Raw genomic sequence first — 25,685 nt, forward strand, 5'->3', positions numbered from 1 at the left:
CCGACCGGCGCCGGGGGTCCTCGTCACGCGGTCGGGCCGGCCGGCTCCGGCGGCTTCACGTCCAGGCTCCGCCGCCCCAGCACGACGGCCGTCAGCGCCACGCCGAACAGCGCGGCCACCACGGTCAGCGCCGCGCCCGCGCCCGCCGACTGGAGCAGCGCGCCGGCCGCCAGCGGGGCGAGCGGCTGGAGCGCGCCGCCGATGAACGAGGTGGTGCCGGTGACCCGGCCGTACACCTCGTACTCGACGACCAGCATCGTGGTGGTGCCGAGCGCCGCGCCCACCACGGGGGAGAGCAGCAGGACGGTGGCGAGGGCGGCCGCGGGGCCGAGCTGGCCGCCGCTCAGCACGCCCGCGGCCAGGGCGGCGAGCAGCCGCAGCGAGGCGGTGGCCGCCATCAGCCGCCACAGGCCCCAGCGGCGGAACGCGCCCGCCGCGAACAGCGAGCCGAGCAGCCCGCAGACGGCGGCGGCGCTGAACGCCAGGCCGGTGCCCCCGCCGGCCGCGTCGGGCCGCAGCAGCAGCACGTACATCAGCATGGAGACGGCGAGGTTGCCGGGCACCGAGTAGGCGAGACTGGCCCGCAGGAACGGGGTGCGCCGGATGACGGCGAAGCCTTCGCCCAGGCGGGGCCAGCCGCGCGCCGTCGGGGCGTCCCCGGCGCCGGACGGCAGGCCGCGGACGCAGGCCAGCGAGACCAGGTAGCTGGCGGCGTCCGCGACGAACGGCACCGCCCGGGCCACGCCGAACAGTGCGCCGCCCGCGGCGGGGCCGACGATGGAGGCGCTGTAGCCGCGGACCTGGTTGGCGGAGACCGCCTCGGGCAGCTGGTCGGCGGGCACCAGGGTGCGCAGCATCTTGCCGGCGGCGGGCCCGAACGCGGTGAGCGCGGTGCCGGAGACGACGGTGGTGACGGCGAGCAGCCACAGCGGCGGGCCGCCCGCCAGCGCCCAGACGGCGACGGTGCTGACGGCGGCGAGCCGGGCGGTGTCGCAGGCCAGCATCAGGCGGCGCGGCGCGATCCGGTCGGCGAGTTGGCCGCACGGGGCGGCGGTCAGCCAGGTGGTGAGGAAGCCCAGCGTGGCGAGCACGCTGGCCTTCCCGGGCGATCCGGTGACCGCGACGGCCAGCATGGGCACCGCCAACACGCTCATGGAGCTGCCGAGTTCGGAGGTGAACTGGCCGATCCACAGCCGTCGGAACATCGGGTTCGCACCGACCAGCCGGAACCGGCGCAGCAGGCGCCGGTTCCGGTCCGGTCGTACGTCGGGCGCAACGTCGGCCGCAACGTCGGTGGTCACGGCAGCAGTCCGTCCACGGTGAAGTGGAAGTCGGTGCGGGTGCCGGGGCGGGCGAGGCGCAGCCGGTCGAGGAAGAGCGCGATGCCGATCGAGCCGGTGGCCAGGTCGCAGCTCTCCCGCAGGGCCTGTTCGCCGGGGAAGCCGACGCCGCCGGGGATCTCGCCGTCCTGTTCGATCCGGCTGAGCAGGATGCCGTCGGCGACCCGGCGGGCTTCGTCCAGCCACCGCTGTTCGCCGAGCAGTTCGCCCGCGTCGAGCAGGACGTTGCCGAGTCCGGCGAGCCCGTGCGCGAGGTGCGGGAAGACGGCGTAGCGGCGGGCCGAGTCGAGCAGCAGTTCCTCGGCGACGGCGGCGAGTTCGTCGTCGGGCCGGGCGGCGAGGTAGCGGACGACGGCGACCGAGACGCCGGCGGTGCCCTCGTCCCAGTAGTTGCGCAGGATGGTGCGGCCTTCGGCGGGCCCGCCGTGGGACGGGAAGGCGAGGGTGCCGCCGGGGAGCGGGCCGGCGTGCGCGAGGTCGTGGCCGAGTGCGGCGCGGCCGAGGGTGTACCAGCGTTCCTCGCCGGTCGCGAGGTGCAGGTAGAGCAGGAACAGGGCGATGCCGCTGGCGCCGTGGCCGTGGCCGAGCCGGGTGCGGAGCCGGTCGTCGCCGGGGGTGGCCTGCGGCCAGTGCGGCCCGTCGGGGCCGTGCACGGCGGTGGCGGCGAGGTGTTCGCCGTCGGCGACGGCGTCGGCGAGCAGTTCGGGGTCGTGCTGGCGGTGCCACAGGTTCAGGGCGGCGAGGCCGTGGCCGGCGGTGCCGTGCAGGACGCCGGGCAGGGCGTGCCGCAGCGGGTGGCGGCGGGCGGAGGCCATCAGCGCGCGGGCGACGGCGGGGTGGCCGAGCGCGTCGAACGCCCAGGCCAGGCCGGACTGGCCGAGGTACAGGCCGGGCGGGTACGCGGTGGGGTCGACGTCCTTGGCGAGCGTCCAGCCGAGCAGCCGGTCGGGCACGCTGCCGCGCAGCCGGTGCAGGCCGTACAGGATGCCGGTGGCGCCGTAGGCGAGGGAGAGCGGGTTGGTCTGGTGGACCAGCGGGTTGCTGGGGAACAGCCGGTCGGCGCGCTGCGCGTCGGCGGCGGCCTCGATCTCGGCGGCGATGCCTTCGACGGTGGCGGCGAGGTCGGCGTCCCGCAGCCCGGGCACGGCCTCGGGGTCGCGGTAGCGGCGGGTGGCGGGCTCGGCGAGCGGGACGGGGGACGTCCACAGCGCCGGGTCGTCGAACGGCAGGGCGTCGATCCGCTTCAGCAGCTCGTCCGGGTCGAAGTCGCCGTCCACGGCCTCCGGGTCAGTCAAGTCCCGGATCAGTGAGGAGAGTTCGGCGGGCAGCGCGAGGTCCTCGGTGAGCGCGTCGAGGAACCGGTCCTGGGCGGGGCGGTGGAAGCCGGTGATGTTGTTGACCACCATGATCGAGGAGAAGATCAGCGCGCCGAGGCAGTGCCAGTCGTTGGCGCGGTCGTAGCGGTTGGTGGCGCGCAGCCGGGGGCTGGCGAGGCCGACGGTGTGCACGCCGAGGTGCGGGTCGACGCCCTCGCGGACGGCGGCCTCCAGGTCGAGCAGCACGGCCCGGCCGTCCTTGGTGATGTGCACGTTGGTGTACGAGAGGTCGCCGAGCAGGATGCCGCGGCGGTGGGCGGCGGCGATGCCTTCGGCGATCTGCCGCCACACGTCGCGCTGCGTGCGGTAGTAGGCGCGCAGGCTGTCCCCGTCCAACTTGCCGGTGATCACGGGGTTGGTGGTGATGCAGTGGCGGCTGTAGTGCGGGCCGTCGATGTACTCCTCGACCAGGAAGGCGTGGCCGCCTTCGTGGAAGAAGTCGAGCGGTTTCACGTAGTACCCGGTGTCGGCGAGCTCCGACAGCACCTGGTACTCCTTCTCCAGCACTTCGACGGCCGCCCGTCCGGGCCGCCCGACCAGCACGCCCGGGCGGGCCTCCTTGAGCACCACCTCCGCGCCGGTCTCCCGGTCGGTGGCCAGGTAGACGCCGCCCCGGTTGCCGAACATCAGCGCGGACGTCGGCAGGTACCGCCCGTTCAGCGCGCTTCCCCCCTCGGCCTCCTCGGGCGGGAACGGGTCGGTGACCCACGCCGGCGACTCGAAGTACGGGTTGCGGACGTCGGGGACCAGGGTGCCGTCGGGGGTGGCGATCATCAGGTCGTTGATGCCGTCGGCCCGCAGCCGCTTGATCGCGGAGAAGCCGCCGTAGCGGTAGTAGACGGCCGTCGAGCCGGGCCAGCGCCGGTCGGAGAGGATGTACGGGCCGCTGCGGCCTTCCAGCGCTTCGGCCAACCCCTTGCCCACCGCGTGGAATTCGGCGTCGTCGGCCGGGTAGACCGTGATGAACTTGCCGCTGGCGGTCCGGGAGAAGGTCTTGCCGCTGGTCAGGGCCACCGACCACGGGTCGATCAGGAACTTGAACGCCGCGTTGTGCGCGAACAGCACCGGCAGGGCGAGCCGCAGTACCTCCTCGCTCTCCGCCGCCTCCGCGGTGACGTGCAGCTTCCACCCCTGTGCGGGGGTGTTGCGGCCCGGCGGGTCGGCCATGAACCACAGGCCGCGCCGGCGGGTCGCCCAGCCGTCCGGGACGAGTTCACGGAAGGCCGCGAGGTGCGCCGGGTCGGGGCGGTGGCGGTCGGCAGTCTCGTACCAGCGGCGGTCGAACTGGAGGTAGTACTGGAGCGATTGCCAGGAGAGCACGGGTGTTTCCCTTCCGGACGGATGGTGCGGAGGCAAGGGGTGGGCCCCGGCGGCAGCGCTTCGCCGGGGCCCGGGAGACCTCTTCGGTCAGCAGCTGTGCGAGTCGCAGGACGAGAGGCTGACGGCCTCCTGGTCGTCGATCGGGCCGCCCTCGACGACGATCATCTTCTGCAGGTTCAGGACGTTCGCCATGGTGTGCTCCTCTGCGGTGTGTACTTCGTCCGCCCGACCGGTCGGCCGGCGCGGTGCGGCGGCAGTGCGCCGCCGGACTTCGGAAGACCGCTGCGGGTCAGCAGCTGTGCGAGTCGCAGGACGAGACGCTGATGGACTCCTGGTCCTTGGTCGCGTCGCCCTCGGCGATGATCATCTTCTGCAGGTTCAGGACGTTCGCCATGGTGTGCTCCTCTGCGGTATGTGCTTCGTCCGCCCGGCCGATCGGCCGGCGCGGCATGGCGGCAGTGCGCCGCCGAGGCCCCGAAGGCCTCTACGGATCAGCAGCTGTGCGAGTCGCAAGAGGAGATGCTCCAGGACTCCTCGGGCTCGGTCTTGCCACCCTCGACGGTGATCATCTTCTGCAGGTTCAGGACGTTCGCCATGGTGTGCTCCTCGGTGTGTTTCCCTCCGCCCGTCCGGTCGGCCGGTGCGGTGTGAGACAAGAACACCAGGGCCCGCTCCGAGAGCACTCCGAGAGCACTCCGAAGCCTCCGCCGACAGTGCCGCGTGGCAGACTCCGCGCCATGAACATCACTGCCACGCCCCACAGTTGGGACGAATCCGGCGCGCTCTTCGAGAGCCGCGGACTGCCTCTGAGCAGCTACCAGAACCTCTATGACGAGACCTACGACGTCCACTCCGGCAGCCTGACCGTCACCGGCCCGCTCGACCTGGACGCGACCGAGCCGTACGGCACCGGGTTCGTGATCGACGGCGACCTGGAGGTGACCGGCGCGATCCTCAACGTGGACGACGGCTGCCCGGCGCTGGTCGTCCTCGGCGACCTCACCGCCGGCGCGATCTACCTCGGCGGCGACGCCAAGCTGCTGGTCCGCGGCACCGTCCGGGTCGGCGCGTTCGTCGGCCACATGACGGACAAGCTGGTGATGATCGGCGGCGACCTGCACGCGGGCGTCACCGTCCTGTCCGCCGGCTTCTTCCCCGACGAGATCACCGGCGCCCTGACCGGCCCCGTCCTCGCCCCGCCCTACGCCCTGGCCGAGTTGGACCGCGACGACCTCGCCACCCCGCCCGCCGCCGAGATCCTCCTCCCCGCCCTCCTCCGCACCGACCAGGACGAGGACGACGGCTGCTTCGACGCCCCGGGCGTCCACGGCGCCCGCCTCCTCGCCCACCTGGAATCCGGCCGCCCGGTCCTGCGCTAGTGCCGGCCGGTGGGGGTCAGGCGTCCTGGACCTGGACCTCGCCGGTGGCGACGGCTTCGGTGAGGCGGGTGTGGTCGGCGGCGTTGAGCTGGGTGTAGTGGTGGGCGAAGGCGGCGATCGCGCGGTCGAAGGTGTCGCCGCGGCCGAGGTAGGCGGCGAGGGCGATGCGGTCGCCGGAGCGGGCGTGGGCGCGGGCCAGGGCGGTGCCGCAGAGCGCCGCGTAGGCGCGGAGGGCGCGGGTGGCCATGGCGCCGACCTCCGCGGAGCCCTTCATGTCGCGCAGTTGACGCCAGTAGAAGTGGCGGTCGGCGGGGCCGGTCATCCAGCCGAGGAAGATGTCGCTGGTGGCCTGGATGAGCCGCTGCCCGGCGACCACCCGCTCGCCGTGGTGCCGGTACCGACAGGGCGCCAGGTGGGGTTCGAGGGCGGACGCCAGGGCCTCCTTGACCTGGAGGATCAGCGGGTCGGCGGCGTCCCGTCCTTCCAGCAGCACGATGTAGCAGCGGGTGCCGACGCTGCCGACGCCGACCACCTTGCGGGCGACGTCCACGAAGCGGTAGCGGTCGAGCAGGCGGCGGCGGTCGTCGGGGAGGCTGTCGGCGTAGTCGGTGAGCAGGCCGCGCACCTCGTCGGTGTCGAAGCCCATGTGTTCGACCAGCGGGGGCTGGTCCTTGAAGCGGCGGCGGCCGCTCGCGGTGGTCTCGGTGAGCTTGCCGGCGGCCTGGAGGCTGTCGCGGCGGCGGGCGGCGGCGAGGTCGGCCTCGATCCGGCGGCGGGGCTTGCCCTTGAGGGCGTCGGCCAGGCGCTGGGCGTCGATGCGCCGGTACCAGACGGCGAGTTCGCCGAGGCGGGCGAGTTCGCGGAGGTGTTCGCGGTAGGCGCGGACGGCGTCCAGCACCACCTGGTGGGCGTCCTCGGGGCTCTCGCCGTTCTCCTGGGCGGCGACGGCAAGGCTGGCGGCGAGCCGCTGCACGTCCCATTCGAACGGGCCGGGCAGGGTCTCGTCGAAGTCGTTGAGGTCGAACACCAGGGCGCGTTCGGGCGAGGCGAACAGCCCGAAGTTGACCAGGTGGGCGTCGCCGCAGAGTTGGACGGTGAGGCCGCTGGTGGGGACGGTGGCGAGGTCGTTCGCCATCACGGCGGCCGCGCCGCGCAGGAACGCGAACGGGGAGGCGGCCATCCGGCCATTGCGGATCGGGACGAGTTCGGGCACCCGGTCGGCGGCCTGCGCACGCAGCACGTCGAGCGGGTCGGGGCGGTCGGCGGCGGCCCGCCAGTGGCCGACGGTGGAGCGCGGGGCGTGCTTGCGGGCGGCGCGGCCGATCTCGGTGCGCTCCTCGACCGTCAGGTACGGGACGTCCATGCGGGCCGACTCCTCGCGTCCGGGGGGGGTGGTGGACGGAGAACGTACCGCCCCGGCGTCCTCCGTCGGTGGACGGAGGACGCCGGGGCGGGCCGGGCTCACCCGAACAGGGGAACTACATGTTGATCATGTGGCCGGCCAGGCCGTGCACGGCCTCCTTGACGGCCTCGCCGAGCGTCGGGTGGGCGTGGATGTTGCGGCCGACCTCGTGCACGGTGAGGTCCCACTGCTGGGCGAGCGTCAGCTCGGGCAGCAGCTCGGTGACCTCGGGGCCGATCAGGTGGGCGCCGAGCAGCTCGCCGTGGGCGTTGTCGCAGATCACCTTGACGAAGCCGACGGGCTGGCCGAGGCCGTGCGCCTTGCCGTTCGCGGTGAACGGGAACTTCTGCACCTTGACGTCGTGGCCGAGTTCGCGGGCCTGCGCCTCGGTGTAGCCGAACGAGGCGACCTGCGGCTGGCAGTAGGTGGCGCGCGGGACCATCACGAAGTCGATCTCCATGGTCTCGTGCTTGCCGATGGTCTCGGCGGCGACCACGGCCATCGCCTCGGCGGCGTGCGCCAGCATCAGCTTCGCGGTGACGTCGCCGATCGCGAAGATGTGGTCGACGCTGGTGCGGCCCCGGCCGTCCACGGCGATCGCGCCGCGCTCGGTGAGCTGCACGCCGGTGACCTCCAGGCCGTAGCCCTGGGTGCGCGGCGCGAAGCCGATCGCCTGCAGGACCTTGTCGGCCTCCAGCACCTCCTGCTTGCCGTCGCGGGTGACGGTGACCCGGACCGGCTTGTTCGGGTCGGAGTCGTCGATCGCGTCGACCCGGGTGGAGGTCAGCACCTGGATGCCCAACTTGCGGTACTGCTTGGCGAGTTCGGCGGACACGTCGGCGTCCTCCAGCGGCACCATGCGGTCCAGGAACTCGACGATGGTGACCTTGACGCCGTAGTTGTGCAGCACGTACGCGAACTCGACGCCGATCGCGCCGGCGCCCGCGATGATGATCGACTCCGGCAGCTGCTCGGTGAGGATCTGCTCCTCGTAGGTGACGACCCGCTCGCTGAGCGAGGTGCCCGGCAGCAGCCGGGTGGTGGCGCCCGCGGCGATGATGCAGTGGTCGAAGGTGACCAGTTCGAACCCGCCGCCGCGCAGCGCGACCTGAAGGGTGTGGTCGTCGACGAAGGTGCCCCAGCCGTCGTACTCCGTGATGTCGTTCTTCTTCATCAGGTAGTGGACGCCCTTGACCCGGCCGTCGGCGACCTGCCGGGAGCGGCTGAACGCCTTGCCGTAGTCGAAGGACACCTTGCCCTCGACCCGGATGCCGAACAGGTCGGCCTCCTTCAGCACGGTGTGCGCGAGCTCGGCGTTGCGCAGCAGCGCCTTGGAGGGGATGCAGCCGACGTTCAGGCAGACGCCGCCCCAGTACTTGGCTTCGATCACGGCGGCGCGCAGACCGAGCTGGGAGGCGCGGACGGCGGCGGTGTAGCCGCCGGGGCCGGCGCCCAGGACGACCACGTCGTAGTGCGTGCTCATGTTCCTCGTTCCTCCGAAGACTTCGACAACCGACGGTGGCTTCGCGGCCATGGGGTCAGTACATCAGGTCACGAACCGTCAGAGCTCGGGGAGGTCGGGCAGTGCGTGCCGGAACAGCCAGTCGTCGAGCAGCGGGCGCAGCGGGCGGTCGGTGTAGTGCGAGGCGTGGGCGGCGAAGTCGTCGGTGGTGACGACGGAGTGCCGGTGGGCGGTGGCCCAGCCGTGCAGCAGGCGGAAGAACGCGGCGTCGCCGAGGGCGCTGCGCAGGGCGTGCACGGTGAGGCCGCCGCGTTCGTACACCCGGTCGTCGAACATGTGCCGTTTGCCGGGGTCGCCGATGGCGAGGTCCTGGGGCAGGCCGCGCAGTTGGCGGTGGGCGTCGGCGGCCCTGGCCTGCGCGGTGGGGCCTCCGGTGCGCTCGGACCACAGCCATTCGGCGTACTTGGCGAGGCCTTCGTTGAGCCAGATGTGCCGCCAGTCGGCGATGGTGACGCTGTTGCCGAACCACTGGTGGGCGAGTTCGTGGGCGACCAGGCGTTCCCAGCCGCGCTGCCCGTCGACGTGGTTGCGGCCGAAGGTGGCCATGCCCTGGGCCTCGACGGGGACGTCGAGTTCCTCGTCGACCACGGCGACGGTGTACTCGCCGAACGGGTACGGGCCGAACAGTTCCTCGAACAGGCTCATCATCTGCGGCTGCCGGCCGAAGTCGTGCTCGAACGCGGCCTGCAGCGCCAGCGGCACCCAGGCGATCTGCGGGACGGTCCCGGGGACGCGTTCGGTCAGCGGGAACTCGCGCAGCGGGGCGATCGCCAGCCCGACCAGGTAGGACGCGGCGGGCGCGGGCTGTTCGTAGACCCAGGTGGTGGCGGAGGAGCGGGTGGTGCGGCTGAGCAGCCGTCCGCCGGTGACGACGGTGTACGGGGTCGCGGTGGTGACGGTCAGCTGGTAGGCGGCCTTGTCGGCGGGCCGGTCGTTGCACGGGAACCAGGACGGCGCGCCGATCGGCTGGGAGGCGACGAGGGCGCCGTCCTCGATCTCCTCCCAGCCGACGCCGCCCCACGGACTGCGGACCGGGCGCGGGTTGCCGGACCAGTGCACCTCGCAGGTGAAGTGCGCGCCGGCGGCGAGGGCCTTGGCGGGTTTGATCCGCAGTTTGCCGTCGCGGTGCGCGTAGTGCGCGGGCCGGCCGTCGACGAGGACCTTGCCGAGCCGGAACGCGGCCAGGTCGAGGGTGAACTCGCGCAGCGGCTCCGGTCCCGCTATGGCGGAGATCCGGGCGGAGGCGGCCAGCCGGTTGGGGCCGGGCCGGTAGTCGAGGGCGAGTTCGTAGCGGTGGGCGCGGTAGCGGGGGTCCCCGTTGCGGGGGAAGTACGGGTCGGCGCTCACCGGTGCGTGTCCTCCTGCTGCACGTCCTCCTGCTGCGTGTCCTCCTGGTGCGCGTCCTCCTGCTGCGCGTCCTCCTGCTGCCAGGCCTCGATCGGGTTGCCGAGCCAGCGGGTGTCGGCGGGCACCGTCTCGGCGCGCATCACCAGGGACGCCGGGCCGAGGGTGGCGCGTTCGCCGACGGTGCTGCCGGGCAGCACGATCCCGCCCGGGCCCAGGGTGGATCCGGCGCGGAGCTCCACCGTGTCCAGCCGCATGATCCGGTCGTGGAAGAGGTGCGTCTGCAGGACGCAGCCCCGGTTGATGCTGACGCCGTCGCCGAGGGTGACCAGGTCGGCCTCGGGCAGCCAGTAGCTCTCGCTCCACACGCCGCGCCCGATCCGGGCGCCGAGCGAGCGCAGCCACAGCGTCATCAGGGGCGTGCCGGCGACGCGGCCGACCAGCCAGGGCACGGCCAGCACCTCGGTGAAGGTGTCGGCGAGCTCGTTGCGCCACACGAAGGCGGACCACAGCGGGTGCTCGACGGCCCGGAAGCGGCCGACCAGCAGCCACTTCGCGGCGGCGGAGACGGCGCAGGCGACCAGGCCGGCGGCCAGCAGGACCAGTCCGGACAGCAGCGGCCGGTCGAGCGCGCACAGCGCGGCGGCGGTCAGCACGGCCAGTGCGGCGGAGGCCAGCACGGGGACGATCCGGCCGAGTTCGGTCGCCCCGCGCGCCCAGCGCAGCCGGGCCGGGGGCTCGTAGGTGAGCGCCAGGTCGGCGGTGTCGGCGGCCCGGGGCAGCTTGACCGGCGGCATGCCCAGGTAGGAGCTGCCGCGCTTGGCCTTCTTCGGCGTCGCCGACAGCACCCCGACCAGGCCCCGGTCCGGGACGGCCCGGCCGGGCGCCGTCATGCCGGAGTTGCCGAGAAACGCCCGCTCGCCGATCTCGGCCCGCCCGATCCGCACCCAGCCGCCGCCCAGCTCGTACGGGGCGATCAGGGTGTCGTCGGCGAGGAACGCCCCGTCGCCGACCGTGGTCAGGCTGGGCAGCGCGAGGACGGTCGACACCTCGGCGCCCTTGCCGACCCGCATGCCGAGCAGCCGCAGCCACACCGGGGTGATCAGCGCTGCGTACAGCGGGAACAGCGTCTCCCGGGCCAGGTCCATCAGCTGGCTGACCGTCCACGCCTGCCAGCCGATCCGGCCGTGCAGCGGGTGGTAGCCGGTGCGCAGCCCCCGCGACAGCAGCCGGACCCCGATCAGCACCTTCGCGGCGTACGCCAGCCCGTAGGCGAGCGTGGCGGGGACGAGGGCGAGCAGCGCGCCCTTCAGGGCCTGCGCCAGGCTGTCGCCGGGGTGCACGAACTGCGCGGCGATCAGCAGGGCGGGCAGCGCGGACAGCAGCGGCAGCGCGGACAGCACGAAGCCGGTGGCGCCGTAGACGGCCGACCAGCGCAGGGTGCGCGGCGGGCGCTGCTTGGGCCAGCCGCGTTCGGCCTTGCCGGTCTTCACGGCGGGCGCGCCGGCCCAGCGCTGGCCGGTCGGGACGTGGCCGGTGACGCCGGAGCCGGGCGCGACCTCGGCCCGCTTGCCGATCTTCGCGCCGGGCAGCAGCGTCGAGCGGGTGCCGACCACGGCGCCCGCGCCGATCCGCAGCGCGCCGATCTCCAGCCGGTCGCCGTCCAGCCAGTGGCCGGACAGGTCCACCTCGTTCTCGATCGAGCAGCCCTTGCCGAGCCGCAGCAGGCCGGTCACCGGCGGCAGCGCGTGCAGGTCGACGTCCGGGGCGACCCGGCAGCCCAGTGCCCGCGCGTACCTGACCAGCCACGACCCGGACAGCTGCACCGCGCCCGACGCCTCCGCCAGCCGCTCCGCCGTCCACAGCCGCAGGTGCACGCTGCCGCCGCGCGGGTAGCTGCCCGGGCCGACGCCGCGCAGCAGCAGCCGGGCGCCGCCGGCGGCGATCGCCAGCCGGCCGGGCGCCGAGTACAGCAGCGCCGCGCCGGCCGCGAGCAGCCACCAGGGCGCGGTGGGCGCCCACGGGTAGTCGCCGAGCAGGTTGAGCACGGTGCCGAGGGCGGCCAGCGCCAGCGACCACTTCAGTCCGGTGAGGGTGGCCAGCGGCAGCATCAGCAGCAGTTGCAGCAGCTGGGCGCGGCGCGGCGTCGGTTCGACGGTGCGGGCCGGGCCCGCGGACTGCGCGGACCTCTCCAGCAGTCGGGCCAGCTTGCGCAGCGTCGGCTGCTGGTAGATGTCGAGCACCGAGGCGGCCGGGTAGCGGCCGCGCAGCAGGGTGGTCAGTTGGGCGGCGGCGAGCGAGCCGCCGCCGATCGCGAAGAAGTCGTCGTCCGCGCCGCGCACCGGGGCGCCGAGGATCTGCGTCCACTGCTCGGCCAGCCACGCCTCGGTGCCGTACAGCTGTGCGGCGGGGCCGGAGGTCTCCAGGTCGGGCAGCGGCCAGGGCAGCGCGTCCCGGTCGACCTTGCCGGACGTCCGGGTCGGCAGGTGGTCGACGGGGGCGAGCAGCGGCACCAGCGCGGCGGGCAGTTCGGCCCGCAGCGCGGCCACGGCCGCGTCCCGGTCGAAGCCGTCCTGGACCACCAGGTAGCCGACCAGCAGCTGGTTGCCGCCGCGTGCCGTCCGGACGGCGGCCGCCGCGCCGGACACGGCGGGCAGCGCCTGGAGCGCCGCGTCGACCTCGCCCAGTTCGATCCGCCGGCCGCCCAGCTTGATCTGCTCGTCGGCCCGGCCCAGGAACACCAGCCCCTCGGGCTCGGCCCGCACCAGGTCGCCGCTGCGGTACGCCCGTTCCCAGCCCAGCGAGGCCAGCGGCGCGTACTTCTCGGCGTCCTTCACCGGGTCCAGGTACCGGGCCAGGCCGACGCCGCCGATCACCAGCTGCCCGCTGCCGCCCATCGGCACCGGCGCGCCGGCCTCGTCGACGACCGCCAACTCCCAGCCGTCCAGCGGCAGTCCGATCCGGATCGGCTGCGCGCCGGTGAGCAGCGCCCCGCACGCGACGACCGTCGCCTCGGTCGGGCCGTAGGTGTTCCACACCTCGCGGCCCTCGGTGACCAGCCGCTCGGCGAGTTCCGGCGGGCACGCCTCGCCGCCGAAGATCAGCAGCCGCACCTCGTTCAGCGCCCGGGCCGGCCACAGCGCCGCCAGCGTCGGCACGGTCGAGATGACGGTGATCTCCTGCTCGGCCAGCCACGGCCCCAGGTCCGCCCCGCTGCGCACCTGCGCACGCGGCACCGGCACCAGGCACGCGCCGTGCCGCCACGCCAGCCACATCTCCTCGCAGGACGCGTCGAACGCCACCGACAGCCCCGCCATCACCCGGTCCCCGGGCCCGATCGGCTCGTCCTGGAGGAACATCGCCGCCTCGGCGTCCACGAACGCCGCCGCGCTGCGGTGCGTCACCGCGACGCCCTTGGGCCGGCCCGTCGAACCGGACGTGAAGATGATCCACGCGTCGTGCTCCGGCGTCGGGCTCCCGGCCCCGTGCCCCGACGGCTTCACCTTCTCCAGCCGCAGGTCCGCGCCGATCACTGCGTTGACGTCCGCCTCGCCGAAGACCAGCTCGGCCCGTTCGTCCGGGTCCTCGAAGTCCACCGGCACGTACGCCGCCCCCGCCGCGAGCACCCCCAGGATCGCCACGTACAGCTCGTTGCCGCCCGACGGCACCCGCACCCCGACCCGGTCCCCCAGCCCGACCCCGGCGTCCCCCAACTGCCGTGCCGTCCGCTCGACTTCGCCCAGCAGGGCGGCATAGCTCAACGTCACCCGCCCGTCGTCCAGCGCGGGCTCCTGCGGGAACGCGGCCGCCGTCGCCGCCAGCACATCCACCAGCGTCCGCGGCGGGGAGGCGGGTCGGGCACGGAACAACGCGGTGTCGGAATCGGTGATCACGGCCATACGGTCCTTGTCCTGGGTTCCCCGTCAGTCAACCTAAGGCATCTGAAACGTGACAACCCGGACAAGTCTAGGTGAACAGGGGTGCACCAAACCTCGCAGTCGAGCCCCCGACAGCCCCCGGGGGCGTCGGGGGCTCCGCGGCGCTACCGCCCCCTCGTGGGCTCGCCGCGCCGGACCGCGCCCGGCGCCCGCCCCGCCGGACGGCCCGTGCGGCGGCTCGCCGAGGTCAGCTGCCAGGGCACCGAGATCACCATCACGCCGGGGGTGAACAGCAGCCGGCTCTTCAGCCACAGCGCCGACTGGTTGTGCAGGAAGTTCTCCCACCAGCGGCCGACGACGTACTCGGGGATGAACACGGCCACCGCGTCGCCGGGCCGCTCGGCCTTCAGCTCGCGGACATGGGCGACGACCGGCTTGGTGATCTCGCGGAAGGGCGATGCCAGCACCCGGAGCGGAACGTCCAGGCCGCTGGCGTCCCACTGCGCCCGCAGGTCGGCCGTGGCCTCCGGCTCGACGTCCACGGTGACGGCCTCGACGGTGTCCGGGCGGAAGGCCTCCGCGTAGCCGAGGGCGCGCAGGGTCGGCTTGTGGAGCTTGGAGACCAGCACCACGGCGTGGACCTGGCCCGGACGGGAGCTCTCCGCGGCGACGTCCTCGACGGCGAGTTCGGCGGCGACGGCGTCGTAGTGGCGGCGGATGCCGCGCATGGTGAGCCAGAGCAGCAGCGCGGCGACCACGGCCAGCCACGCGCCCTGGGTGAACTTGGTGATCAGGACGATCACCAGCACCAGCGCGGTGGTGACGGCGCCCAGGCCGTTGATCAGGCGCGAGCGCTGCGCGCCGGCCCGCACCGCCGGGTCGGTCTCGGTGGCGAGGGCCCGGTTCCAGTGCCGGACCATGCCGATCTGGGAGAGCGTGAACGAGGTGAACACGCCGAGGATGTACAGGTGGATCAGGCTGGTGACGTCGGCCTTGTAGAACCAGAGCAGTCCGCCGGCCACCACGGCCAGCGCGATGATGCCGTTGGAGAAGGCCAACCGGTCGCCGCGGGTGTGGAGTTGGCGCGGCAGGTAGCGGTGCTGGGCGAGGATCGAGGCGAGCAGCGGGAAGCCGTTGAAGGCGGTGTTCGCGGCGAGGATCAGCACCAGCGCGGTCACGGCCTGGATGAAGTAGAACAGCAGCGTGTCGGAGCCGCCGAAGACGGTCGCGGCGAGCTGCGCGATCACGGTCTGCTGGGTGTACGAGTGGCAGTCGCCGGCCAGGCCGGTCAACCGGCAGGCGTCCTCGACGTAGTGGACGTGCGAGGTGAGCGCGAGCAGCGTGACGCCGGCGAACATCACCACGGCGACGACGCCCATCACGGTCATGGTGGCGGCGGCGTTGCGGGACTTGGGGGCACGGAACGCGGGGACGCCGTTGGAGATCGCCTCGACGCCGGTGAGCGCGGTGCAGCCGGAGGCGAAGGCGCGCAGGCCGAGCATCAGCAGGCCGAGGCCCTGGAGGGTGTCCTTGCCGTCGACGGCGGCGACGCCGAGGGCGGCGGTGGGGGCCTGCGGATTGTCGCCGAAGGCCAGGCGGATCAGGCCGGTGACGACCATCAGCAGGATGCCGCCGATGAACAGGTAGGTGGGGGCGGCGAAGGCCCGGCCGGACTCGCGGACGCCGCGCAGGTTCATCGCGGTGAGCAGCGCGACGAAGCCGACGGCCAGCGCCACCCGGTACTCGGCGAGCGAGCCGAACGCGGAGATGATGTTGTCGACGCCGGAGGCCACCGAGACGGCGACCGTCATCACGTAGTCGACCAGCAGCGAAGCGGCCACCACCAGGCCGGAGTTGGCGCCGAGGTTGCGGGAGACCACCTCGTAGGAGCCGCCGCCGCTGGGGTAGGCGTGCACCACCTGCCGGTAGGACATCACCACCACGGCCATCAGGCCGATCACGCCGAGCCCGACCCAGGGGGTGAGGTAGAGGAAGGCGGTGCCGCCGACGGTGAGGACGAGCAGGATCTCGCCGGTCGCGTAGGCCACCGAGGAGAGCGGATCGGAGGCGAAGATCGGCAGCGCGAGCCGCTTGGGGAGCAGCGTCTCGCCGAGCTCCTCGCTGCGCATGGCGCGGCCGATCACGAGGCGCTTGAGCGCCTGGGGGAGGTTGAACACAGCACGGGAGCGTATGCGTCATCGCCGTTAAGACAAGCAGCCCGTCCGATGGTCGGACTGACCACATTTCCGCAGGCCAGAGCGGGTGCGGGTGATCGAATCGAAGGCCTGGACGGCGTTAACGCCTGCCGTTAAGGATTCGTCAATGTCTGCATCAGGACGCCCCAAATCGGGACAGAACGGTCAGCCGGTGGCGGGCAGTCGCGCCTCGATGGCGGCCAGCACGGCCCTGAGCGCCGCCACGTCGTTCTTGTCGGCGACCTGGTCGCCGTCCTTCAGCCGCACCAGCAGGGTGCCGCCGGGTTCCAGCACGATCAGCGAGGTCTCCTCGACGGAGTCGCCGCCCTGGTGGCGGATCGCCACGTCCAGGTCCGGCACCCGGATGCCCTGCCGGGCGACCTCCCGCCGGTCGTACGCGCCGTCCCGGCCGAGCACCGTCGGCGTGCCGTCCAGCAGCCGGTTGAACCAGTCCCAGCGGGCGGCCTGCCGTACCAGCACCCAGTCGGTGAGCAGCAGCACCAGTGCCCCGTACAGGCCGCCGACCAGCGAGTTGTCGTTGCCGATCACCGCGTTCTGCACCACGTTCGACAGCAGCAGCATGACCACCAGGTCGAAGGTGTTCAGCTGGGCGAGGCCGCGTTTGCCGATCAGCCGCAGCAGCACGAGCAGCGCCAGGTAGACCAGCACGGTGCGCAGCGTCTTCTCGCTGTACGAGATCCCTGCCTGGAACATGTCGTGCCACATGCCCGCCACCGTAGGCACCGGCACGATCGGCGTCCCCCGCCCCCACGCCCGCACTCCCCCGTCCGGCCCATCGGCCCTGGGCGGCCCTAGCGGCGGCGGGTGGCGAGCAGCAGGCCGGTGGAGCAGTCCAGGTAGGTGGTGTGCAGGCGGGGGTCGGTGGTGAGCCGGTCGATCAGCGTGCGGACGGCGCGGGCGTGGTCGGTGGGCCAGTTCCGCTGCGGGAGCAGGTCGTCGACCAGGTACTGGCCGCCGGTGGCCAGCAGGTCGAGCGTCCGGTCGAGGTGGTGGAACGTGCCGGGCCGGGTGTCCGCGAAGATCAGGTCGAAGCGGCGGCCGGCCAGCGCGTCGATCAGTTCGGCGCCGTCGCCGACCACCAGCTCCAGCCGCGGGTCCGCGCCCAGGTGCGCGGCCGCGACCGCCGCCACCACGGGGTCCTGTTCGACGCTGAGCAGGGTGGCGTCCGCGTCCATCCCCTCCAGCAGCCAACCGGCGGAGACGCCGGTGCCGGTGCCCAGTTCCAGGATGCGTCCGCCCGGCCGGGCCGCCGCGAGGGTGCGCAGCAGCTGGCCGGTGACCTCGTCGCACGGCGCCGCGGGCCCGGGTGTCGTACGGCCGTCGGCGGGCGTGGCGGAGTGGGAGCAGGTGGTGAGCGTCATGGCGCAGCCCTCCGGAAGTGACGGTCCGTCAGCGACGTTCCCACCGTAGCGACGACGCCCGACAGTACTCGACTTGGTCCATACCTTGGACGGCCCGCCGGGTGCGCGGCCCGGCCGCCGTCGGCGCACGTCCGGTGGCGGATCGCGGGGCGGGCCGCGAGGGTGACTGTCGGGGGTACACCGGATCGCCTCACCGGAAAGAGCGAGAAATGCCCGAAGTCACCACACCGTACGCGACCGGCACGCCGTGCTGGGTCGATCTGATGGCGAAGGACCAGCAGGCGGCGCTGGACTTCTACCGCGACCTGTTCGGCTGGCAGGGCAAGCGCGGCCCGGCCGAGTTCGGCGGGTACGCGGTCTGCGAGCTGGACGGCAAGGCAGTCGCCGGCATCGGCCCGGCGATGGCCCCCGAGGGCATGCCGGAGCCGCCGACCGTGTGGACCAGCTACCTGGCCACCACCGACGCGCAGGCCACCCAGGACGCGATCGTCGCGGCGGGCGGCACGCTGCTGGCGCCGGTGATGGACGTCGGCAAGCTGGGCCGGATGCTGATCGCGTCCGACCCGCAGGGCGCGGTGTTCGGCGTCTGGCAGCCGGGCGAGTTCTTCGGCGCCAAGGTGGTCAACGAGCCCGGCGCGGTGACCTGGAACGAGCTGCACACCAGTGACGTCCCGGCGGCCACCGCCTTCTACGGCGACGCGTTCGGCGCCGACATCGAGCCGATGGAGGGCGCGGACAACTACTGGTCGCTGAAGGTCGGCGGCCGCGACGTCGGCGGTGTCACGCTGCTCGCCAACGACCCGCCCGGCACACCCGCGCACTGGCTGACGTACTTCTCGGTGGACGACGTGGACTCCACCGTGGACGCCCTGGTGCGCGCCGGCGGCACCGTGCTGGCCCCGCCGTTCGACATGGTCGCGGGCCGGATGACGGTGGTCACGGACCCGCAGGGCGCGCCGTTCGCGATGATCAAGCCGAAGCCGATGTAGGCCGCCGTCGCCGCACCGCAACGCGCCGCACCGCCCGCCCGGGTCCGCCCCCGGCGGGCGGTGCGACGCGTCCGAGCGCGGGCGGTGCGACGCGTCCGAGCGCGGGCGGTGCGACGCGTCCGAGCGCGGGCGGTGCGACGCGTTGCGGGGCGGGCGGCGCGGCGCGTTGCGGGGCGGGCGGTGCGACGCGTTGCGGGGCGGGCGGCGCGGCGCGTTGCGGGGCGGGCGGTGCGACGCGTTGCGGGGCGGGCGGTGCGACGCGTTGCGGGGCGGGCGGCGCGGCGCGTTGCGGGGCGGGCGCGGGTTCAGGGCAGCACCGGGCCGCAGGTGAAGAGCAGCGGCAGGACGGGGGCGGCGGCCGCGGCGAGGACGGCGGCGGCGCGCAGCGCGGGGTGCGGGGCGGCGGCGGGGGCGAGCAGCCGGCGGACGCGCAGCAGGGCGGCGGTGCCGGCGGCGGCGAACGCGGCCTGCGGGACCTGCCCGCCGGCCACCCGGTACATGGCGGCGGCGAGCGCGGTGCGCGGGTGTCGGCGCACCGCGCGGTCGTCGGCGGCCATCTCCAGCAGCAGCGGGGTCTCCCGGGCGGCCAGCCGGGCCAGCGGCAGGAACGGGAACGCGGCGGCGAAGGCGTCCGCGGCGGTGCGGGCGAGGTGGTGGCGGCCGGTGACGTGGGCGCGTTCGTGGGCGAGCACGGCGGCCAGTTGCGGGGGCGTCAGCAGGTCGAGCGCGCCGCGGGTGAGCACGATCCGGGAGCGGCGGCCGGGCAGACAGTACGCGGCGGGGGTGTCGTGGTCGAGGACGTGCGCGCCGAGCTCCGGGTCGCGGGTGGCGACCAGGTCGAGCAGCTGCCGGTGGCGTCGGCGGTGCCGGGCCGCGCGGGCGAGGACGGCGGCGTACCGGCCGAGCGGCCAGAGCGCGGCCGCGACGGGTGCCAGCCGTCGCCAACCGCCGTCCAGGGCCTGCCCGTCGGGATGGTCGACGCCGCACAGGTGCATCAGCCCGGCCAGCCCGAGGTGCAGGTGTCCACCCGGCACTGCGAGGTGGTGGACGGCCAGCACCAGCGCCGTCACGAAGGACAGCGCGAGCCCCTGCCAGAGCGCGACGGCCAGCCGGGGCGCGCGGTGCGTCCAGTGCGCCCGGGCCAGCGGCAGCGGGGCGAGGACGCCGACCAGCAGCGCGTAGCCGAGCAGGGCGAGCGCGGCGGTCACCGCGGGCTCCCCGGCTCACCGTTGCCGGCCCGCTTGCCGCTGCCGGCCCGCTTGCCGCTGCCGGCCTGTTCGCCGCTGCCGGTCCGTTCGCGGTCGGCGGTCTGCTCGCCGCTGCCGGTCGGCTCGGTCTGATCGGTCTGATCGCGGTCGACGGAGTCGAGGGCGGCGCGCAGGGCGTCGAGTTCGGCGGGGGTGAGCTGTTCGACGAGGTGGGCGAGGGCGCCGGTGGGGTTGGGGCTCTCGCCGAGGACGTCGCGCATCAGGGCGGCGCTGTACGCCTCGCGGGTGCAGGCGGGCCGGTAGCTCCAGGCCCGGCCGGACTTCTCGCGGCGCAGCATGCCCTTGCGGTGCAGGATGTCGGCAACCGTCATCACGGTGGTGTAGGCGAGCGGCCGGGAGCGGTTGAGGTCGTCGACGATCTCGCGGACGGTGGCGGGGCGGCCCCAGGTCCACAGGCGGTCCATGATCTCCGCCTCCAGGTCGCCGAGTCTGCGCACTGCCGTTCCGTTCCTCGTTCCGTTGTCGTCCGGCTCATCGTAGTGGGCGGGGGGTGGCTTGCCGGTCGTTCTACTGAACTACTAAGTTGTCTCGTAGTGATCGCCCGGACGGCGGGTGCCCCGACCGAGAAGTGAGACGCAGCGATGGGAACGCACCGCCGCCCCCGCCCTGCCGGACGCACCCGGACCGCCGTCCTCGGCGCGGCCGCCGGCGCCGCCGTCCTGCTGCCCTCCACCGCGGCCTGGGCCGAACCCGCCACCGGCAACCTCGACCAGGTCAAGGCGAAGGTCGACAACCTGTACGAGGACGCCGAGGCGGCCACCGAGCAGTACAACAAGATGGACGAGCAGGCCCGCCAACTCCAGGACCAGGCCGGGAAGTTGCAGGAGCGGCTGGCCGACCAGCAGGGGAAGATCCTGCAACTCCAGGACACCCTGGGCGCGTTGGCCGCGGAGCAGTACCGCAGCGGCGGGATCGACCCGAGCGTGCAGCTGATGCTCAGCTCCTCCCCCGACGACTACCTGCGACAGGCCGGCCTCCAGGACCTGGCCGGCGGCCAGCAGACCGAGGCACTGCGCAGCGCACTGCGGCTGCAGCAGTCCATCGACCAGCAGCGGACCGAAACCTCCGCCAAACTCGCCGAGTTGGAGCAGACCCGCACCGCGCTCTCCGCCAAGAAGACCGAGGTCAAGGCCAAGCTGGCCGAGGCGAGCAACGTCCTGAACGGTCTCAAGGCCGCCGACCGGGCCCGCGTCCTCGCCGACAACGACCCGGCCGCGTCCCGCAGTTCGTCCCGACCCCAGTCCTACACCGGCCCCGCCACCGGCCAGGTCAAGGCGATCCTCGACTTCGCCTACGCCCAGCTCGGCAAGCCCTACGGCTGGGGCGCCACCGGCCCGAACGCCTTCGACTGCTCCGGTCTCACCCAGGCCGCCTTCCGCGCCGGCGGCGTCGGCCTCCCCCGCGTCTCCCAGGACCAGTGGAACGCCGGCAAGCGCATCGCCAAGTCCGACATCCAGCCCGGCGACCTGCTCTTCTACTACAACGACCTGCACCACGTCGGCATCTACATCGGCAACGGCAAGCTTCTGCACGCCCCGCGCACCGGCAAGAACATCGAGATCGTCCCCATCGACGTCATGCCGTACATGGGCGCCGTCCGCCCCTGATCCCCGGCGCTCCCCCGGTGACCCGCCCGGGCGGGCGCAGTACAAAGGAAGCATGGGAAGACAGCTGGGCCAGGTGCTGTACGTGCTGGCGATGGTGGCGCTGATCGTCGGGCTGGATGTGGCGTTCTTCCGGGGGCACTTCTGGCCCCGGTTGATGCTGAACGTCGGGATCGTGCTGGTGTTCCTGGCGTGCTACCTGCGGTTCTTCAAGCGGTCATGAGCCCCCGGTCATGAGCCCCCGGCGACGGGGACGCACTCGGTGAGCAGGGCGACGACCTCGTGCCAGGCGCGGGCGGCCTGGCGGGGGTGGTGGGCGACGCCGGGGAGGGTGGTGAGGCCCGCGGTGGGGTGGTGGAAGGCGTGTTCGGCGCCGCCGTAGACGGTGAGGCGCCAGTCGACGCCCGCGGACTGCATCTCGGCGGTGAACTCCTCGCGGCGCTCGGCGGGCATGATCGGGTCCTCGGAGCCGACGCCGGCCCAGACCGGGCAGTGGATGTTGGCGGCTTCGCCGGGGCGGCCGGTGACGAGGCCGTTGACGGTGGCGATGGCGCGCAACGGGACGCCGGAGCGGCCGAGTTCGAGGGCGATGGCGCCGCCGGTGCCGTAGCCGATGGCGGCGATCCGGTCGGGGTCGGTGCGGGGTTCGGCGCGCAGGACGTCGAGGGCGGCACGGCCGATCTCGCGCATCCGCTCGGGGTCGGCGAGCAGCGGGAGGGCGCGGTCCAGCATCTGCTGCGGGTCGGTGAACCACTCGCCGCCGTTGATGTCGAACAGCAGCGCCACGTAGCCGAGTTCGGCGAGGGCCTCGGCCCGGCGGCGCTGGAACTCGCTGATCCCGGGCCCTTCGGGGCCGATCAGCACGGCGGGCCGCCAGCCGCTGCCGGCGGGCAGCGCGAGGTGGCCGACCATGGTGAGGCCGTCGGCGGGGTAGCGGACTGTGCGGGTGGTGACCGTCGTCATGTGTCCGGACTGTACGGAGCGTCGGAGCCCACCGGTACGTTTCTTAGCTGCAGGCAGACAGGAGAGGGGCGATCGGGATGCGACTGCGGGATGTCGGGCCGGGCGACGTAGAGGCGTACCTCCGGATGCGCTGCGACCCGGTGATGATGGCCGAGTTGGGCGGGCCGCAGCCGGTCGAGGGCATCGCGGAGAAGGTCCGGCTCGATGCGGAGCGGACGGCGGCGGACGACTGGTGGGTCCGGATGATCGTGCCGGACGGCGCCCCGCCGGAGGCCGTCGCGGGGACGGTGACGCTGTGGCCGCACGAGGAGGACGGGGTGCCGATCTCCGAGATCGGCTGGATGGTGCTGCCGGAGTTCCAGGGCCTCGGGCTGGCCAAGCGGGCGGTGCGCGAGGTGCTCGAATCGGCCGACCGGGACGGGCGTTGGGGCCTGGTGCACGCGTTCCCGGGGACGGGCAACGGGGCGTCGAACGGGCTGTGCCGGGCGCTGGGGTTCGAGCTGCTCGGGGAGCGCGACACGGAGTTCGCCGGGCGGGTGCTGCGGACCAATCACTGGACCGTCGACCCGGCCCGGATCAACTCCGCTTCCTGACACGCGAATTGGTGGCCCGTCCCCGGCCGCAGGAGACGGTCGGCCGAGGACGGGCCGGTCAGTGGGGCGCCCAGTCGGCGGGGTGTCCAGTCGGCGGGGTGCCCGGTCGGTGGGGTGTCCGGTCGCCGGGGTGTCCGGCGGTCCGCGTTCGCGGCAGTCAGCGTTCGCGGCGGGTGCGCGGCGGCCGCGGGGTGCGGACGGTCGGGCGCGCGGTGCCGAGCGGGCGGCGCGGGGCGGGGATGGCCGGCGGGCGGGACTTCTGGAACATGCGGGGATCCTCGTTCTCGTGCGGCGGCCCACCCGTGGGACGGGGCGGGTCGGGGTGCGACCAGGATGCGGCACCCGCTCGGCGGCATCCGGACGGCGCAACGGGAAGCCACCCGAACGGGCCACCGGGCCCGCCCGCGAGGGCCGGTGGGTGGCTGTGTCAGGATCGGGCAGCAGGCCGCCCCCGGTCAGGGCGCGGGCGGCCGGACCTGAGAAGGAAGAGGGACTGTGACAACCGTCGTCGCCCCCAAGCCGCTGCTGCTCCAGGACGGGCGGCCGGCCGCCGCCGGCTGGTCGCTGGACACGTCGATGCGGCATCTCAACCACGGCTCGTTCGGGGCGGTGCCGCTGGCCGCGCAGCGCGCCCAGCAGGATCTGCGGGAGGAGATGGAGCGCGCCCCGGTGGTGTGGTTCCCGGAGCTCCCCCGCCGGGTCGCCCGGGCACGGGCCGCGATCGCCGAATTCCTGCGCGTCCCGGCCGAGTTCACGGCGCTGGTGCCGAACGCCAGCGCGGGCGCGAGCGCCGTGTACAACAGCCTGCCGCACCGGCCGGGCGGCGAGGTGCTGGTCACCGACCACGGGTACGGGGCGGTCACCATGGGCGCGGCCCGGCTGGCCCGGCGCTGGGGCGGCACGGTCCGCACCGCGCACGTGCCGCTGGCGGCGGGGCCGGAGGAGGCCGCGGCCGCGATCCTCGAGCAACTCGGCGACCGGACGGCGCTGATCGTGCTCGACCAGATCACCTCCGCCACCGCGCGCCGCCTCCCGATCGACCTGATCGGCCCGGTCGCCCGCGAGCGCGGCATCCCGCTGCTGGTGGACGCCGCGCACGTCCCGGCCCTGCTGGAGGATCCGCGGGCGGGCCTGGACTGCGACGCCTGGGTCGGCAACCTGCACAAGTTCGGCTGCGCGCCGCGCGGCACCGCCGCGCTCGTCGCCCGGGGCGAACTCCGGCACACGCTCTACCCGTTGATCGACTCCTGGGGTGCGGAGGAACCGTTCCCGACCCGTTTCGACACCCAGGGCACGGTGGACGCCACCAGCTACCTGGCCGCGCCGACCGCGCTCGACTTCGTCGCCGACCAGTGGGGTTGGCCGGAGGCCCGCCAGTACATGACCGAACTCGCGGACTACGCCGAGGAGTTGATCGGCGAGTCGTTCACCGCCGCGACCGGCGAGCCGGCCGCGGCCGAGGTCGGCATGCCGGTCAACGCGCTGCGGCTGGTCCGGCTGCCGGCCGGGCTGGGCCGGACCAGGCTGGAGGCGGACGCCCTGCGGGACCGGCTGGCAACGGAGTTCGGCGTCGAGGCGGCGTTCACCAGCTTCGGCGGGACGGGGTACTTCCGACTGTCCACGCACGTGTACAACACGGCCGCGGACTACGAGTACTTCGCCGAGGAGTGCGTCCCCGTGGTGTGCGACTGGGCGGCGAAGGCGCGGCGGGAGGCGTAGCGGGATGCCGAAGGGCGAGCGGCGGGTGCAGGTGGAGCTGCCGGCGGAGCTGGCGGAGTGGCTCCAGGGCTTCGCCGAGATCTCGCACCGGACGGTCACGGACGTGGTGCGCGGCCTGGTGGAGGAGGAACGACGACGGGTCGAGGCGAACTGGTCCCGCCCGTCGTGACCGCCACCACCGGCCGTCACCGGCTCTTGCGGCTACGGGAGTTGGTAGTCGAGGTGGATGCGGTGGGTGCCGTCCTCGTCGATCACGATGCCGCCGGTGCCGGTGATGCCGGCCAGGTCCGCAGTGCCGCTGCCGGGGACGACGACGAAGTACTCGCCGTCGCGGCCGGTGCCCAGCGTGGTGGCGGAGTGCGCGAAGTTGAACGTCCCCTCGGCGTCGTGCAGGCGGCCCGCGAAGGACTCCATGGCGAGGTAGGTGCCGACGCCGGCCGCCTGGTCGTAGGCGGCGGTGAACAGGGTGGTGGAGCGGCCCGCGATCTCGCCCTCGAACTGCTTGCGCATGGTGGCGACGCCGACCCCGGCGGCGGTCTCGATGTCGGCCGCCGGGACGGCGACAGGGGTGAACTCGGCGACGGTGAAGGTTCCTGATGCTCGCATGCGCGCGATGCTAGGGCCTGTCACCGACAGCCGCGCCCTCGGCGGGGACGGCCGCCCAGGCCGGGTACTCGGTCGCCGCCGGGCGGCGCCGGCGGCGGGCCGCCAGGCCGAGGACGCCGGCCGCCACCACGAGCAGCAGGCCGAGCAGGCCCACCGCGCCGATCACCCCCACGGTCCGGGCGGTGCCGGGCCGGTCGCGGGACTCCACCGTGGCCAGCGGGATCGGGCCCCACATCCGGGAGTCGATCGAGTTCGCACGCCAGTCGCCCAGCACGAACATCTCGCCGTCGGGAACGGTGGTGTCGAAGCAGCGGTAGCCGTTGACGCCCCCGCCATGCAGGTACGGCTCGTCGAGCGGCGCGCCGTTCAGCTGCACGGGCTGGTCGCCGCACTGGGAGACGTGGTCGCCACTGACGGCGATCACCCGCTTCAGGACGGAGATGGCCGGCTCGCCGGGCGCGACGGGGTGGTGCAGGATCACCACGTCCCCGCGCCGGACCTGCCCGGGCTCGACGGCGGTCACCACGACGGCCGTACCGGCCGGGTAGGTGGGCCGCATCGATCCGGAGGAGATCACCACCCGCCGGGGCCCGAGGTGAATCCCGTACCCGATCCCGCCGGCCACCAGCACGATGCCCAGGACCCCCAGGATCAGCGCTGCCTTGCCGAGCTTGCCCCATCGCCGCATCTGCGTAACCGCCGCCTTGCCGAATGTACCGAACGAACCGAACCTGCCGAACGCCCACACTGCTCGCACGGGCGTTCGGGATTCTAGCGACGGGCGACGGCCTGTCAGTCCGCCGTC

20 protein-coding genes and 1 pseudogene are annotated in these 25,685 nt (G+C 73.6%); 7 read left to right on the plus strand and 14 right to left on the minus strand.

Features of this window, described 5'->3' with window-relative positions; all coding sequences use genetic code 11:
* Positions 1-23 precede the first annotated feature (23 nt).
* Positions 24-1,301 carry an MFS transporter gene (locus tag AMK19_RS08135; protein ID WP_073809279.1) on the minus strand — a complete coding sequence of 426 codons (1,278 nt, stop codon included), beginning with the start codon at positions 1,299-1,301 and terminating at the stop codon, positions 24-26.
* Positions 1,298-4,036 carry a class III lanthionine synthetase LanKC gene (gene lanKC / locus AMK19_RS08140; RefSeq protein WP_073809282.1) on the minus strand — a complete coding sequence of 913 codons (2,739 nt, stop codon included), beginning with the start codon at positions 4,034-4,036 and terminating at the stop codon, positions 1,298-1,300. The genes AMK19_RS08135 and lanKC overlap by 4 nt, the downstream gene beginning before the upstream one ends.
* Positions 4,037-4,773: 737 nt before the next feature.
* On the opposite strand from lanKC, the gene AMK19_RS08150 reads away from it, so the two are divergent.
* The gene (locus tag AMK19_RS08150) at positions 4,774-5,415 is read left to right on the plus strand and encodes a hypothetical protein (RefSeq protein ID WP_073809286.1); all 642 of its coding nucleotides are present in this window, start codon (positions 4,774-4,776) and stop codon (positions 5,413-5,415) included.
* Between the two features lie 16 nt (positions 5,416-5,431).
* Here AMK19_RS08150 and AMK19_RS08155 read toward each other — a convergent pair whose 3' ends face one another.
* The 7 genes from AMK19_RS08155 to AMK19_RS08185 form a co-directional block, all read right to left on the minus strand.
* Positions 5,432-6,778, minus strand: a complete 1,347-nt coding sequence (locus tag AMK19_RS08155; RefSeq protein ID WP_073809289.1) for a DUF2252 domain-containing protein — start codon at positions 6,776-6,778, stop codon at positions 5,432-5,434.
* 115 nt (positions 6,779-6,893) lie between these two features.
* Positions 6,894-8,300 (minus strand): dihydrolipoyl dehydrogenase, encoded by a 1,407-nt coding sequence (lpdA, locus tag AMK19_RS08160; protein WP_073809291.1) that lies wholly within the window; start codon positions 8,298-8,300, stop codon positions 6,894-6,896.
* A 78-nt stretch (positions 8,301-8,378) separates the two neighbouring features.
* Positions 8,379-9,686: a M1 family metallopeptidase gene (locus AMK19_RS08165; protein WP_073809293.1), complete on the minus strand. Its 1,308-nt coding sequence runs from the start codon at positions 9,684-9,686 to the stop codon at positions 8,379-8,381.
* A complete protein-coding gene (locus AMK19_RS08170) occupies positions 9,683-13,576 on the minus strand; it encodes a Pls/PosA family non-ribosomal peptide synthetase (RefSeq protein WP_241844293.1) in 3,894 nt (1,297 codons plus the stop codon). Before AMK19_RS08170 ends, AMK19_RS08165 begins: the two co-directional genes overlap by 4 nt.
* Before the next feature lie 149 nt (positions 13,577-13,725).
* Positions 13,726-15,690, minus strand: a complete 1,965-nt coding sequence (locus AMK19_RS08175; protein WP_198953266.1) for an APC family permease — start codon at positions 15,688-15,690, stop codon at positions 13,726-13,728.
* A 231-nt stretch (positions 15,691-15,921) separates the two neighbouring features.
* Positions 15,922-16,482 carry a DUF421 domain-containing protein gene (locus AMK19_RS08180; RefSeq protein ID WP_073809298.1) on the minus strand — a complete coding sequence of 187 codons (561 nt, stop codon included), beginning with the start codon at positions 16,480-16,482 and terminating at the stop codon, positions 15,922-15,924.
* Between the two features lie 86 nt (positions 16,483-16,568).
* Entirely contained in the window at positions 16,569-17,138 is a 570-nt protein-coding gene (locus AMK19_RS08185) for an O-methyltransferase (protein ID WP_073809301.1), read from the minus strand.
* A 209-nt stretch (positions 17,139-17,347) separates the two neighbouring features.
* On the opposite strand from AMK19_RS08185, the gene AMK19_RS08190 reads away from it, so the two are divergent.
* Positions 17,348-18,127, plus strand: coding sequence for a VOC family protein (locus tag AMK19_RS08190; protein WP_073809304.1), 780 nt, complete (start codon positions 17,348-17,350; stop codon positions 18,125-18,127).
* A gap of 305 nt (positions 18,128-18,432) precedes the next feature.
* Here the strand turns inward: AMK19_RS08190 and AMK19_RS08195 are convergent, their stop codons facing one another.
* Both AMK19_RS08195 and AMK19_RS08200 read right to left on the minus strand, forming a co-directional pair.
* Positions 18,433-19,335: a M56 family metallopeptidase gene (locus AMK19_RS08195; RefSeq protein ID WP_073809306.1), complete on the minus strand. Its 903-nt coding sequence runs from the start codon at positions 19,333-19,335 to the stop codon at positions 18,433-18,435.
* Positions 19,336-19,478: 143 nt separating this feature from the next.
* Positions 19,479-19,832 (minus strand): annotated as a pseudogene (locus AMK19_RS08200) (BlaI/MecI/CopY family transcriptional regulator); the annotation flags it as partial.
* A 144-nt stretch (positions 19,833-19,976) separates the two neighbouring features.
* Here AMK19_RS08200 and AMK19_RS08205 point away from each other — a divergent pair.
* Positions 19,977-21,002, plus strand: coding sequence for a C40 family peptidase (locus tag AMK19_RS08205; RefSeq protein ID WP_073809309.1), 1,026 nt, complete (start codon positions 19,977-19,979; stop codon positions 21,000-21,002).
* A 52-nt stretch (positions 21,003-21,054) separates the two neighbouring features.
* Positions 21,055-21,222 (plus strand): hypothetical protein, encoded by a 168-nt coding sequence (locus AMK19_RS36440; protein ID WP_198953243.1) that lies wholly within the window; start codon positions 21,055-21,057, stop codon positions 21,220-21,222.
* Between the two features lie 8 nt (positions 21,223-21,230).
* Here AMK19_RS36440 and AMK19_RS08210 read toward each other — a convergent pair whose 3' ends face one another.
* Positions 21,231-21,962, minus strand: coding sequence for a dienelactone hydrolase family protein (locus AMK19_RS08210; protein WP_073809311.1), 732 nt, complete (start codon positions 21,960-21,962; stop codon positions 21,231-21,233).
* A 77-nt stretch (positions 21,963-22,039) separates the two neighbouring features.
* On the opposite strand from AMK19_RS08210, the gene AMK19_RS08215 reads away from it, so the two are divergent.
* The 3 genes from AMK19_RS08215 to AMK19_RS35890 all read left to right on the plus strand — a co-directional run bounded on the left by AMK19_RS08215 (position 22,040) and on the right by AMK19_RS35890 (position 24,443).
* The gene (locus tag AMK19_RS08215; protein ID WP_073809314.1) at positions 22,040-22,555 is read left to right on the plus strand and encodes a GNAT family N-acetyltransferase; all 516 of its coding nucleotides are present in this window, start codon (positions 22,040-22,042) and stop codon (positions 22,553-22,555) included.
* A 495-nt stretch (positions 22,556-23,050) separates the two neighbouring features.
* Positions 23,051-24,274, plus strand: coding sequence for an aminotransferase class V-fold PLP-dependent enzyme (locus AMK19_RS08220; protein WP_073809317.1), 1,224 nt, complete (start codon positions 23,051-23,053; stop codon positions 24,272-24,274).
* 4 nt (positions 24,275-24,278) lie between these two features.
* Positions 24,279-24,443 (plus strand): hypothetical protein, encoded by a 165-nt coding sequence (locus AMK19_RS35890; RefSeq protein ID WP_158071878.1) that lies wholly within the window; start codon positions 24,279-24,281, stop codon positions 24,441-24,443.
* 32 nt (positions 24,444-24,475) lie between these two features.
* Here AMK19_RS35890 and AMK19_RS08225 read toward each other — a convergent pair whose 3' ends face one another.
* Positions 24,476-24,880, minus strand: a complete 405-nt coding sequence (locus AMK19_RS08225) for a DUF3224 domain-containing protein (RefSeq protein ID WP_073809319.1) — start codon at positions 24,878-24,880, stop codon at positions 24,476-24,478.
* 10 nt (positions 24,881-24,890) lie between these two features.
* Positions 24,891-25,568: a signal peptidase I gene (gene lepB, locus AMK19_RS08230; RefSeq protein WP_073809322.1), complete on the minus strand. Its 678-nt coding sequence runs from the start codon at positions 25,566-25,568 to the stop codon at positions 24,891-24,893.
* Positions 25,569-25,685 lie beyond the last annotated feature (117 nt).

Source organism: Kitasatospora sp. CB01950 (assembly GCF_001905465.1).
Classification (GTDB): domain Bacteria; phylum Actinomycetota; class Actinomycetes; order Streptomycetales; family Streptomycetaceae; genus Kitasatospora.

Bases quoted from the DNA above. Each gene is read 5' to 3' on its own strand.
- AMK19_RS08150 (WP_073809286.1), top strand. From the start codon at position 4,774: ATGAACATCACTGCCACGCCCCACAGTTGGGACGAATCCGGCGCGCTC.
- AMK19_RS08155 (WP_073809289.1), bottom strand. From the start codon at position 6,778: ATGGACGTCCCGTACCTGACGGTCGAGGAGCGCACCGAGATCGGCCGC.
- lpdA (WP_073809291.1), bottom strand. From the start codon at position 8,300: ATGAGCACGCACTACGACGTGGTCGTCCTGGGCGCCGGCCCCGGCGGC.
- AMK19_RS08175 (WP_198953266.1), bottom strand. From the start codon at position 15,690: ATGCGCAGCGAGGAGCTCGGCGAGACGCTGCTCCCCAAGCGGCTCGCG.
- AMK19_RS08180 (WP_073809298.1), bottom strand. From the start codon at position 16,482: ATGTGGCACGACATGTTCCAGGCAGGGATCTCGTACAGCGAGAAGACG.
- AMK19_RS08185 (WP_073809301.1), bottom strand. From the start codon at position 17,138: ATGACGCTCACCACCTGCTCCCACTCCGCCACGCCCGCCGACGGCCGT.
- AMK19_RS08190 (WP_073809304.1), top strand. From the start codon at position 17,348: ATGCCCGAAGTCACCACACCGTACGCGACCGGCACGCCGTGCTGGGTC.
- AMK19_RS08205 (WP_073809309.1), top strand. From the start codon at position 19,977: ATGGGAACGCACCGCCGCCCCCGCCCTGCCGGACGCACCCGGACCGCC.
- AMK19_RS36440 (WP_198953243.1), top strand. From the start codon at position 21,055: ATGGGAAGACAGCTGGGCCAGGTGCTGTACGTGCTGGCGATGGTGGCG.
- AMK19_RS08210 (WP_073809311.1), bottom strand. From the start codon at position 21,962: ATGACGACGGTCACCACCCGCACAGTCCGCTACCCCGCCGACGGCCTC.
- AMK19_RS08215 (WP_073809314.1), top strand. From the start codon at position 22,040: ATGCGACTGCGGGATGTCGGGCCGGGCGACGTAGAGGCGTACCTCCGG.
- AMK19_RS35890 (WP_158071878.1), top strand. From the start codon at position 24,279: ATGCCGAAGGGCGAGCGGCGGGTGCAGGTGGAGCTGCCGGCGGAGCTG.
- AMK19_RS08225 (WP_073809319.1), bottom strand. From the start codon at position 24,880: ATGCGAGCATCAGGAACCTTCACCGTCGCCGAGTTCACCCCTGTCGCC.
- lepB (WP_073809322.1), bottom strand. From the start codon at position 25,568: ATGCGGCGATGGGGCAAGCTCGGCAAGGCAGCGCTGATCCTGGGGGTC.